This window comes from Bacillus sp. BR3(2024) (assembly GCF_039134555.1).
Taxonomy (GTDB): domain Bacteria; phylum Bacillota; class Bacilli; order Bacillales; family Bacillaceae_G; genus Bacillus_A; species Bacillus_A cereus.
Genome location: NZ_CP152433.1, coordinates 5,228,502 through 5,241,210 on the forward strand (window position 1 = coordinate 5,228,502; position 12,709 = coordinate 5,241,210).

The following is a 12,709-nucleotide window of genomic DNA, read 5'->3' on the forward strand; positions in this document are numbered from 1 at the left end:
TTCTTTTTTGTATATAAAAATGTAAAATATTTTAATTTAACTGAATTTTCTAGTATTATGTGTTTAGATAGTCTTAATAAGGAGGAGATACGACTTGAAAAATGTAATGGAAAATCGCCTTAATCGCGCAGAGGTACCTGCTGAACTAACATGGGATTTATCCGATTTGTATAATTCTGATGCCGAATGGCATGCTGCATTAAACGCATTGGAAAATGATATACAGAAACTTGATTCATTTAAAGGGCATTTACATACTAGCTCCCACACTTTATTAAATTGCCTACTTTTAGAAGAAGAGCTTTTAATGACGTTAACAAAACTATACTCATATGCAAATTTAAAAGAATCTACTGATCGTACAAATCCAAGTATTCAAGCGAACTCTTCCAAAATTTCTGCTTTATGGACGAAAGTACATACTGCACTATCCTTTATTCATAATGAAATCCTCTCATTCGACGAAGGAACAATTGAAAAATATTTAACTGAAGAAACAAAACTCGAACCTTTCCGTAAATCGTTACTAGAAATACTACAAAAAAGACAGCACACACTCTCTCCTGAAACAGAAGAAGCACTTGCTGCACTTGGCGAAGTTCATAGTTCTCCATACAAAATTTACGGCATGACTAAATTGGCCGATATGGATTTCACTTCTATACAAGACGAACAAGGAAACGAACTTCCTGTTTCATTCTCATTAGTTGAAAGCAAATATGAATTTTCTCCAAGCACATATATACGTCGAAAAGCATATTCATCATTTGTTTCCACACTAAAACGATATAAAAATACAATTGCCACAACATATGCTACTGAAGTAAAAAAACAAGTAACACTTTCTTGTTTACGTAAATATGAATCCGTTACCCATATGCTATTAGAACCACAAAAGGTTCCACTTGAAATGTATAACAACCAACTTGATATTATTTATAAAGAACTAGCACCTCATATGCGCCGTTTTGCAGATTTAAAAAGGAAAGTATTAGGACTCGATCAAATGCTTTTCTGTGACTTACATGCACCTTTAGATCCCGAATTTAATCCGTCGATTACTTATGAAGACGCAGGCACGCTCATTCAAGATTCTTTAAAAATATTAGGCGATGAATATAGTTCCATAATCGAAAAAGGATTCAAAGAAAGATGGGTAGATCTTGCAGATAACGTAGGTAAATCAACAGGAGCATTTTGCTCAAGTCCATACGGCTCTCATCCCTATATTTTAATTACATGGCAAAATACGATGCGCGGATGCTTTACATTAGCACATGAATTTGGACATGCTGGTCATTTTTATTTAGCAAATAAAAATCAACGTATTATGAACGTACGCCCATCTATGTACTTTGTTGAAGCACCATCAACTATGAATGAATTACTATTAGCTCAGCATTTACTAGCGACTACTGACGATAAGAGAATGCGCAGATGGGTTATTCTGCAACTACTTGGCACATATTATCACAACTTTGTTACTCACTTACTTGAGGGTGAATATCAACGTAGAGTATATGCTCTAGCAGAAGAAGGACAGGCCCTTACAGCTACAACTTTAACTGAAATCAAAACGAATGTCCTATCGACATTCTGGGGAGATTCTGTAGAAATCGATGAAGGTGCAGGCTTAACTTGGATGCGTCAACCTCATTATTATATGGGTCTATATGCTTATACATATTCCGCAGGCCTCACTGCATCCACTGCAGTAGCTCAAATGATTAAAGAGGAAAGACAACCTGCTATTGATCGCTGGTTAGATGTGCTTCGTGCTGGTGGTACAATGAAACCACTTGAACTAATGAAACATGCCGGAGTAGATATGTCAAAACCAGATGCAATCCGTAAAGCTGTTTCTTACGTTGGTTCATTAATTGATGAATTAGAGCATTCTTATCAAGAATAAAAAAATAAGCCCTCGCTTTAATGAGGGCTTATTTCATATTTACTTCCCAAACCGTTTGCGATATCCACATTTCCTGCAAAGTTCTTCAACCGCAACTCTTTTCGAAAATCCATCGACAATGTTTGTTGCTCTTTCACCTTCAATAATGTTAGAAAATGAATCATTATTAATATTCCCAAGGTTAATAATCCCTTCACCATCTAAACAACAAGGAATAACTGTTCCATTCGCTAAAATACCCGCTTGATTACGAAGTCCATGACAGAATCCTTTCCCATCATCCTCTTCCTCATGTAATGCTGGCCACTGGAATTCATAGTCTTGATTAATAAAGACACGTTCTGCAATTTTTATACCTTTTCCTGGTGTAAGCTTCTCTTCAATTTGATAAGATAGATTAAATTCATTTTCAATTATAGATAATAACTCTCTATTTTTCTGGATTTCAGCATTTGTTTTATTATCCTGAGTTAAATTCCATAACCTTAACGATACAATTAAATCTGATTGACTTGTCGCTTCCCTAATGAAGGAAAGTATACTCCTTACATAGCCCTCTTTATCTTGCGAACCTGGATGTCCATCAAAACTATGCAGTGAAAAATTCATTTGTCTTAACGCAGGCTTATTTAACAGCCTATGTCTTCTCTTATTAATTAACGTTCCGTTCGTTGTAATATTAACTTTAAACCCTTTTTCATGACTTAAGTCTAATAGTTGATCTATTTTCGGATGGAGCAACGGCTCACCCTTCACGTGCAAATAAATGTAGTCTGTGTGAGGTTTAATTTGGTCTAATCTTTTAGCAAAATCCTCCACAGAAATGAATTGCTTCTGCCTTTCCGTCGGCGGACAAAAGCTACACGCAAGATTACATACACTCGTAATCTCCAAGTAAAACTTCTTAAACTTCTTCACCTTTAATTCCTCACTTCTCTAACTACTTATACTTTTTCCTCTTCATATTACAGCATATTTTTATGGAAATAGAAACATACTTATTTTAGGAAATCTATATACCATCTAATAATATTTAAAAGACCATCGGTAATTTTTGTCCAATGGTCTTTTTATCCTTTTATATACAAAGAATAAATTTATTTATGATACGGTTCATCGTAACTATTCTAAATAAGGTTATTTTTTATTATTTTCATAATTAAATTTAACAAAAAAGGTAGTGCCTTCCGATCCTGTTTGAATTTCTATTTTTGCATTATGGCGGGCAGCAATGGCATAACATACACCTAACCCCAATCCAGTTCCATTATCTTTGGTCGTGTAAAACGGCGTACCCAGTTTCTCTAATACTTCAGGCCTGATACCTTTTCCTTGATCCCGCACTGCAAGCACCACACAATTTTGACCTTCCTTGTAAGTGCTAATGGTTAGAACTTTCCCTGTATTCATCGCTTCTAAGCCATTACGATATAGATTCATTAATAATTGCCGTATCTCATTACGATTTAAAAGTAATTCTGGAATGTCATTTGTATCGACTTGAATATATTTATTTTGATTGTACGTATCAATCTTTATTAAAGGAATAATATCGCGGATAATTGAATTTAAATCTAACATCTGCAAATCCAATTTCCTTGTATTACCCATTGAGAGAAATTCAGTAATAATAGAATTGGCACGGTTAAGTTCTTCAATCATTAAATGAAAGTACTTATTATGTTTCTCATAGGTATTCTCTTCTTTTAATAACTGTAAAAATCCCAGTACTGTTGTCATTGGATTTCTAATTTCATGGCTGATACCTGCTGCCATTTGCCCTATTAAATCTATATTGGATAATCTTTTCAATTCCTGTTCATATTTCTTTTTTTCCGTTATATTTTTAAAAATACAACAAATACCATCATCATATGGGTATGCAATAACTTCGTGCCAATATTCATCTGCAGTAGAAAGAAATTCGAAATGAACTGTAGTTCGCTCTGACATCGCACGATGAAATTCCTTATACATAACTGTGTCAATTTCACTCGGGAAAACATTCCATATATTCTTTCCTAATACATCTTTTGCTGTTTTTCTTTGCGGAAAATATTGGTGCTTATTTACGTACGTAAATTCCCATTTATTATTTAAAATAAAAAATCCATCCGTAATACATTCAATCACACTTGTAACTTTTTCATTAGCAGCAGCTAGCTCTCTCGTTCGCTCTTCCACTATGCTCTCTAGTTGATCCATATACAACAAATTCGAAAACGTAGGGGCTGTGGCATCAACGATAGATTTTGCTAGTTGAAGTTGGGAATCATCATAATTGTGAGCTTTTCCTTCTTTGCCAACGACGATTACCCCTAATACTTCTCCCATTGAAACCAATGGAATCATCAATAGACCCTTACTATCTATATTTTTTGTTTGAATAACCTCTTGGATCTTGGCTTCATAGCTTTTCTCTGTCCAATCCGCTTCTGTCCAATGACAGTCCTTACTTAATTTCGTTGTTTTAATTGTTGTTTTGTCTAGCGGATCTAGAAGATGAGCAGTCATATTTTTACTCTCTAAAATCTGTTCTAGGTAAAAAAAGCATTTATCAAAACTCTCCTGTATCGAGGAACACATCGATAAATCACGTGTAACATTTAGTAACAGTTGTTTCTCAGCAATAAGGTTTTCCTTTTGTTTTAAATTATTTGCGTTTTGAATTGCAACCGCAGCCATATTTACATAAGCTTCAACACTTTGAATTTCTGAATCTGTTAAGTTCATCGGAATTCCATAATCAAATAAAAAAACCAGACCAAATAACTCTTGCCCAAATGAGATAGGCAGAGCTAATAAGGACTTAATTTTGAATGCATTAACCGGTCTCGGATCTGGTCGATGATCCTTTGAGGTATCAGGAATATAGATGGTTCTTTTCGTTTCAATAACTTCTTTTGCCAGTAAGTCTATTTCAGGATCAATTACTTGCGTATCGAGCGTTACACCATTTATAGTCTCTGGTTTTCCTGCAAACCCTCTAAATGTTCCATCTTCCTGGGGTAAATAAATTCCAACAGCGTCGCACCTAACAATCTCCTCTGATATCGCCATTGTCACACGCTGCAATACGTCACGTAGTTCTAATTTCGTATTTATTATTTTTGTTATATTCGCGAGCCTAGAATATCTCGTCTGATCACTTACCATTCACATAGCCTCCAGTTATAGGCATAATAAAATAAATATGATAATATCAGTGTTTTATATAGAATACATCACTTATGATACGGCTCACCACGATTAATCCGAAACGCTCTATACACTTGCTCAAGCAACACTAATCGCATTAATTGGTGTGGTAATGTCATCTTTGAAAAAGAAAGTGATTCATTTGAACGCTTCATCACTTCTGAGCTTAGTCCAAGTGATCCACCAATTACAAATGCGACTTTACTCTTTCCGTATGTAGCAAGGCGATCTAGACTTATCGCGAATTCTTCTGATGACTTTTGCTTTCCTTCTATAGCTAATGCAATCACATGCGTGTCATCAGAAATTTTATCCAGTATACGTATACCTTCTTTTTCCTTTACAATTAACATTTCTGCTTCACTTAAATTTTCTGGCGCCTTTTCATCAGGCAATTCAATTACTTCTACTTTTGCGTATGCAGATAATCGTTTTAAGTATTCTGCTATACCTTGTTTCAAATATTTTTCTTTTAATTTCCCAATTGAAATAATCGAGATATTCACACGTATCCTCCACCTTACAAACATGTTATCCACAAAACTTATCCACATATCCACAAATACTACCCACATATTGTGTGAGAATCTGTGTTCGATACAACATATGTCGCCTCATTTTGACAAAATTCACATGTTTTTTTCTCTTTTTCCGAGTTATCCACACTGTTGATAACTGGCGCAACTTCACACTCATCCACAATAATATCTAACGCTAATTCAACATGCTCTAAACAACAAGGTAAATTCATTTTCTTCACCTCACTTTTCTACAATAGAAAACAGGAGGTAGGCCCTCCTGTTTTTAATACTTTTGAATGCCTAATTTCACTGTTGTTGTTACTCTTTTTGTGCCACGATAAAACGTAAGAGTCATTTTATCATTAATTTCCTTATCATATAAGGCCGTACGGAATCCAATAATATCGCGAATCGGTTTTCCATCTACCGCCACAATAACATCATGTTCTCTTAAACCAGCATCCGCACCTGGCGAAGGACTTTTCACATCCAAAATACAAACTCCCTCTGTTACAGTACCTGGTAAATGTAATGTTTTTGACCAATAATAGTTTGGAATTTCATTTAATGACCTAAGTTCAATCCCAACATATGGTCTTCTTACTTTTCCATACTTCTCAAGTTCATTCATAATCGGAACAGCTCTAGTCACCGGAATAGCAAGGCCGATTCCTTCTACTTCTTTTGCAGCAATTTTCATTGAATTAATACCAATTAATTGTCCTGCTGCATTTACAAGCGCACCGCCACTATTCCCGGGATTAATCGCTGCATCTGTTTGTAACACTTCTACTTGCCAATCATAATGTCCATCTTGATCTAAATCTACAGGGACAATACGTTCATTAGCTGAAATAATGCCTTGTGTAACTGTTCCAGAAAATTGCAGTCCAAGCGGGTTTCCAATCGCAATAACTGGCTCTCCTCTGCGAACAGTATTAGAATCGCCAATTTCAATTATTTTTTTCACATGCTTTGCATCTATTTCTAATACAGCTAAGTCTGTGACTACATCGGTTCCTAATACTTTTCCAGGAACCTTCTTACCGTCACTTAGACTTACTTCAATACGATTCGCTCCAGCTACAACATGATTATTCGTTACAATATAAGCTTGACCATCTGTCTTTTTATAAATTACTCCTGATCCTGTACCGGCCTCTGAATCTGCCTCTGAAAAGTTATCTCGTTGAATGTTAATAACACCCACAACAGCTTCAGATGCACGATCAACAGCATCTACAAAGCTAATCTGTTTAATCCCTTGAGCTTCGGCCATATTACTTCCGCTTGCTTCAGCTTGCGGAAGCGTATCAGCAGAATTTGAAAATAAAGGCGCTCCAAACCCGAATAAAGAAGCTCCTACAATTGTTCCCGCTATACTAGAAAGAACTATACCTTTGTGCTTCTTTTTTCCTGCACGTTTCATACGATAATTTTCTTCATCAATAAAGGACATATTTGTTCACCTATCTTCCTGAAAACAACTATATTCACCTTTATTGTTTACTAAAATGAAGAATTATACGTATTGAATTTTTGTAGGCATTTTTGGATCTGTATCGTGAATTTCAAAGGATTCACCCACTCCAAATCCTTTTTCCTCTAGTACTTGTGATACTGACATACGCGCTAGTTCTTTCATGTTATTATCTAAGCTTAAATGGGCTAAATAAATATGCTTTGTCTCATCTGTAATTACATCTGCCATCGCTAATGCAGCATCCTCATTACAAACATGCCCAACGTCACTTAAAATACGTCGTTTAATGCTCCATGGATAACGTCCCATACGAAGCATTTCTACATCATGATTACTTTCAAATACGAAAGCATTAGCTCCCTTAATAACGCCTTTCATACGGTCACTTACGTATCCCGTATCTGTAATAAGCGCTAACTTCCTATTATTGTTATGGAAAGCATAAAACATCGGTTCTGCCGCATCATGAGAAACTCCAAATGACTCGACTTCAATATCACCAAAGGTTTTCACATCACCAACTGAGAAAATAAACTTTTGTTCAGTTGGGATATTTCCTATTAAATGTTCCATTGCATTCCATGTTTTCTCATTCGCATAAACAGGTAAATCATATTTACGTGCCAGTACACCTAAACCTTTAATATGATCACTATGCTCATGCGTTACAAGAATACCTGATACATCATTTATATTCAGTTCTGCTTGTTTAAATAAAGCCTCTGTTGCTTTACCACTTAAACCTGCGTCGACTAGTAATTTTTTTTCATCGGTTCCTACGTATAGCATATTTCCTGTACTTCCACTTGCAAGTACGCTAAAATGCAACCCCATTCTTTCTCACTCCAGTATGTTCATCAACCACTTGATTTTCCTTTTCTCCTAATTCCATAACTTGTCCTTCAATTGCATTCACAAAGAAGTCCTGCTTCTGCTCCGTTTTCAAATTCCACGTTGGAGCCAGTACTTGGTTATTAGAAGTAGATGCGGTAAGAGTGGCATAACCAATTTGCGCTTCTTTAACATGCGTATTTCCATGAATTTTATTTTTTAAATACAAATTTTCTAAAGCTGTTTGAGCCGTAATAATTTCTTGCTCTTTCGTTTTTTCACCTTCGCCCATTTCTTTTAAATCAGTTAGCATTGTCTGCGTATATGAAACAAGTTCATTTTTTTCATTTAATTCCACAACAATCATCGCCTGATTATTATAGAAAATAGGCTTATCTTTATATTTTTGGAAGAAATAAATTTTAGAGTCTTTCACCGCTCCAAATTCATACTTTTGTCCATCCAATACATAGTTCTTCAAAAATTCATTATACTTATCTTTTGATAATGATTTCGTATTTAAAAAAGGCTCTTTTAGCTTACTTTCTATCTTGTACATATTTTGTATATGCACTGTTTGATTTTTCAAAGACTGTATATCTTCTTCTTTAAAAGCTTTATTTTCTGCTCTAATAAATGACTCTTTTTTCGGTTCTTTAGGGATATTTCCCATCGTAATTTTGTTTGCTTTTAATTCTTGATCTATCTTTGTTTCTGCAATAAGCTCCAATTGATTACTATCTTGCTTTTGAATGAATTGGAAAATGAGAAAGAGGTCCAAAACAAAAAAGGTCACAATAAATATGGTTTTAATCCGATCCCAATCCATTTAGTCCTCCCTCACTCCACTCATAGATTTTCTGTTTACCTGTTTCATCTTCAACAAGCTTTACATACCAAATTGGTTGTAATCGAACTACTTGTCCATCTAGTGATAACTTGTATCCAATACCAATATCCTTAATTACTTGTTTCTTTATCTCTGGATTATTTTCTAGAGATGCTATTACAACATGCCCTGACGGAAGAGTAACCTTCTGTTCTATACCTTTAGTATTTAAAGACAGCAACGGTCTTTCATATTCCATTACTTCTTCTGATCCCCATATTTGTCTCAATTCAGCTAATCCATCTTCATTGAATACTGAATATCCATCTTCATTTAAACGAAATACTGTCTCTCCTTTATTCATATAGTCCAAACGATATGAATCCAAACTTCCACTGTGACCACTTACGAATTCAAAGCTTTTTTGTAAAAGCATTAAATTATCTATCGTTTTCTCAGTTAAGACAGAAGAGTTTTTATACTTTAGCATGTGACGATCGTTTTCAATTTCCATGGATCTAATACCATCTGTAAATGTTTCTTTCGACATCTCGGTAATCGGACTTAAATAACGAGGATCACTAAACAGAGCATTCTTAAACGTATCAACTGCTAAATTAGATGAAATATATGTTATATTGTTTAACTCTGTCGTTCCATCTGGTAAAAATAACTTTTTCATATCATTAAGTTGATAATCAAAATAAGGCTTTGCTGATACTATAAATTGATTTTGGGCATTTACAATATCTTTTAAATACACGCCACTTAATTTTGCCTCGTATATTTTAAAGTTATCACCATCAGAAACAAAGTTAATTTTAATTTCTTGATCCTTACTTCGAGAAGGATCGAGGAGAATACGATTAAAATGTTTAGGCTTATCTGTACTCTTCTCTTTCATGTTAAACATGGACTTTACTGCATCAAATGGGATATCGGTAGGGAAAACAAGTTCAACTTTCCCTTCACCATGCACATATGAAAGGAAATCACCCTTAGTGATTGATATCTCTTTAAAATCATGTAGTTCCCCTACTTCCAGAGGCTTATAGATTGATTCTATATCTGCCTCTCTTCTGCTCCCATAATGATTTTTATCTTTATGCACGATGATAGAAGTAGGACGGACAACATCGGAAATTTTAGTTTGGTTCATTCCTTCATTTCCCTGCACAAATTTCGCGTTTTGCATGGATGTAGAATCTGGCACATACGTCCATAGGTTAAAAGTAAGAAATAGGCTAATTACAACTAGGTTAATTAAAACTATTGTTTTAAAGTTTTCCATACTCATTCCCAATCGTCCTCTTCATCTGCTGCCATTGGTAACGTGAAATAAATAGTTGTCCCTTTTCCTTCTTCACTCTTCGCCCAAATAGAGCCACCATGTGCCTCAATCATTTCTTTTGCAATTGCTAATCCAAGCCCAGTACCACCCATTTGTCTTGAACGAGCTTTATCTACGCGATAAAAACGTTCAAAGATTTTATCAACGTTTTCTTTTGGAATACCCATTCCTTGGTCACTTACACTAATTTCTAATAAATCACCGCGATCACGTAAACGATATGTTACTGTTCCACCTTCTGGTGAATACTTTAATGCGTTAGAAATAATGTTATACAGCACTTGAGTAATTTTGTCAGTATCCATATCAATAAATCTAGATTTCTTAGAGAAAGATCGTTTGAAACTTACATTTTGCTCTTTAGACATTTCAAAGCGATCAATAATATTATTAAAGAAATCAGTAAAGTCGACCCATTCTTTCATTAAACGATGCTCTGTACTATCAAGTTTAGATAGCTGTAACAACGCATTTACAAGTCTAATCATTCTTTCTGTTTCTTCTTGTGTAACCGTTAAAAATTGTGGTGCAATATTTGGATCCTGCCATGCTCCATCTGTAAGTGCCTCTAAATAACTGCGCATCGTCGTTAATGGCGTCCTTAATTCATGAGAGACATTCGCCACAAACTCACGGCGTTCCCGTTCTATACGCTCCTGCTCTGTTACATCATATAGTACAGCAATTAAGCCGTTTGCCTTCCCTGTTTCTTTTTGAATAACAGAGAAACTAGCACGTAAAATATATGGTTCGTTTCTCGTACTAAAATCTAATAAAACAGAATCTGGCTCTTCATATAAATGATCGAGCGTAAATTCTTCCTGTATCCCTAATACCTCTAAAACAGATTGATCGAGCGCTGTTTCACGAGAAACATTTAACATCTTTTCCGCAGGATCATTTAGTAAAATAATATCCCCTTTTCGGTCAGTAGCAATTACTCCATCTGTCATATGTGATAAAACAGATGATAATTTACGCCTTTCACTTTCTGTAGAAGAACGAGCTTGTTGTAATTTTTTTGATAAATTATTGAAGGATAATGCCAGTTGTCCAATTTCATCATGGCTATGCACTTTTACTTTTCTCGAATAATTTCCTTTTGCCATTTCGATTGCTTGTCTCCGCATATCTGAAATTGGTCTTGTAATTGTTTGAGCCAATAAAATCCCAAGTACGGCCGTTACTAATAAAGCAATTACTGTTCCCGTAGCAAAAATTTGATTTATATCCTTCATTTGTTTATATACATCTTCCATAGATGCCACAATGTAAATAACACCAAGCGCATCCTTACCGTTATCATCTAGAATCGGAGTAAGCATAACTTGAACACGATGACCTGTACTACCATCCTTCTCAATTTTCACTTCCGGCTTTTTTTGTACTAACACTCGCTGAACAGCTATATCAGTTGATGTTCGATTCACCTTATTCTGCTTTGATTCATCTGAAATAGCCAGTAACTTTCTGTGCGAATCAAATACACTTACCTCTTGTATAACTTTCTTCTGATCAGAGGCAAATTTTCGAATTGAAGTTTTAATCGTTTCATCTGTTGACTCTGTTTCTGCTTTTGTATAACTTTTTTTAAACTCTTGCTTCAAATTATATGATAATAAGTTTGTTTGCTGCGTTAAAGAATCCCTAAAACCTTGTACTAAGCTCTTCTCTAATTCCCTTACGAAATATACTCCAATAACTTGCATCGCTATTAATATTAATAGCATATATATAAGCACAAATTTTAAATGAATAGATTGAAAAAAACCAACTTTCTTCATATACTATTCCTGCTCTGGGTCACGCAAGTAATACCCTACTCCACGTCTAGTTACAATTAAAGTAGGATGGCTTGGATTATCTTCAATTTTTTCACGCAAACGACGTACTGTAACGTCTACTGTGCGCACATCTCCAAAATAGTCATAACCCCAAACTGTTTGTAATAAATGTTCGCGTGTCATAACTTGTCCTAAATGTTTCGCTAAATAATGTAGCAACTCAAATTCACGATGTGTAAGCTCGATATTTTCCTCGCGCTTCGTTACACTATATGCATTTGGATTAATCACAATTGGTCCAATAACCATTTCTGTATTTTCTTCTTTTTCCGCAGCACCACCTTGTTGATGGCGGCGTAAATTCGCCTTCACACGAGCAAGTAATTCCCTCGTACTAAATGGCTTCGTTACATAATCATCTGCCCCAAGCTCGAGCCCTAATACTTTATCAATCTCAGAGTCCTTTGCTGTAAGCATAATAATCGGCATTTCTGAGCTTTTACGTATTTCACGGCAAACCTCTAAGCCATCTTTACCTGGTAGCATAATATCTAATAAAACCATATCTGGTTGCTCTTCATTAGCCTTTTCAATTGCTTCATCACCATCATGCGCCATTACTATTTCAAAACCTTCTTTTTCTAGGTTAAACTTCAAAATATCTGCAATCGGCTTTTCATCATCAACTACTAAAATTTTCTTTCCCATCATCGTCTATTTCCTCCTTATAAAAATATGGTCAATAATCCCTAAACATATTGATGTTTACATAGTATGTCCTATATGACCGCATCCTTTGT

General features: G+C 35.1%; 11 protein-coding genes. 1 reads left to right on the plus strand and 10 read right to left on the minus strand.

Annotated features, from left to right (window positions below; translation table 11 throughout):
• The first annotated feature begins 94 nt into the window (after positions 1-94).
• Positions 95-1,912, plus strand: coding sequence for an oligoendopeptidase F (gene pepF / locus V7S45_RS26920; protein ID WP_342761616.1), 1,818 nt, complete (start codon positions 95-97; stop codon positions 1,910-1,912).
• 39 nt (positions 1,913-1,951) lie between these two features.
• Here pepF and V7S45_RS26925 read toward each other — a convergent pair whose 3' ends face one another.
• The 10 genes from V7S45_RS26925 to walR form a co-directional block, all read right to left on the minus strand.
• Positions 1,952-2,830: a radical SAM/SPASM domain-containing protein gene (locus V7S45_RS26925; protein ID WP_342761617.1), complete on the minus strand. Its 879-nt coding sequence runs from the start codon at positions 2,828-2,830 to the stop codon at positions 1,952-1,954.
• 219 nt (positions 2,831-3,049) lie between these two features.
• On the minus strand, positions 3,050-5,068 hold the full coding sequence (locus tag V7S45_RS26930; protein ID WP_000253113.1) for an ATP-binding protein: 2,019 nt from the start codon (positions 5,066-5,068) through the stop codon (positions 3,050-3,052).
• 68 nt (positions 5,069-5,136) lie between these two features.
• On the minus strand, positions 5,137-5,616 hold the full coding sequence (gene rlmH / locus V7S45_RS26935; protein WP_001027000.1) for a 23S rRNA (pseudouridine(1915)-N(3))-methyltransferase RlmH: 480 nt from the start codon (positions 5,614-5,616) through the stop codon (positions 5,137-5,139).
• A 59-nt stretch (positions 5,617-5,675) separates the two neighbouring features.
• Complete coding sequence (locus tag V7S45_RS26940; protein WP_001052833.1) at positions 5,676-5,861, minus strand: CxxH/CxxC protein; 186 nt, start codon at positions 5,859-5,861, stop codon at positions 5,676-5,678.
• A gap of 53 nt (positions 5,862-5,914) precedes the next feature.
• Positions 5,915-7,090, minus strand: a complete 1,176-nt coding sequence (locus tag V7S45_RS26945) for a S1C family serine protease (protein ID WP_342761618.1) — start codon at positions 7,088-7,090, stop codon at positions 5,915-5,917.
• Positions 7,091-7,153: 63 nt separating this feature from the next.
• Positions 7,154-7,948, minus strand: coding sequence for an MBL fold metallo-hydrolase (locus tag V7S45_RS26950; RefSeq protein WP_000522837.1), 795 nt, complete (start codon positions 7,946-7,948; stop codon positions 7,154-7,156).
• On the minus strand, positions 7,932-8,774 hold the full coding sequence (locus V7S45_RS26955) for a two-component system regulatory protein YycI (protein WP_000383740.1): 843 nt from the start codon (positions 8,772-8,774) through the stop codon (positions 7,932-7,934). Before V7S45_RS26955 ends, V7S45_RS26950 begins: the two co-directional genes overlap by 17 nt.
• Entirely contained in the window at positions 8,755-10,071 is a 1,317-nt protein-coding gene (gene yycH / locus V7S45_RS26960) for a two-component system activity regulator YycH (protein WP_000061560.1), read from the minus strand. Before yycH ends, V7S45_RS26955 begins: the two co-directional genes overlap by 20 nt.
• Positions 10,068-11,909, minus strand: a complete 1,842-nt coding sequence (gene walK / locus V7S45_RS26965; RefSeq protein ID WP_000755367.1) for a cell wall metabolism sensor histidine kinase WalK — start codon at positions 11,907-11,909, stop codon at positions 10,068-10,070. The genes yycH and walK overlap by 4 nt, the downstream gene beginning before the upstream one ends.
• Before the next feature lie 3 nt (positions 11,910-11,912).
• A complete protein-coding gene (gene walR, locus V7S45_RS26970) occupies positions 11,913-12,620 on the minus strand; it encodes a cell wall metabolism DNA-binding response regulator WalR (protein ID WP_000971865.1) in 708 nt (235 codons plus the stop codon).
• Positions 12,621-12,709: the final 89 nt, after the last annotated feature.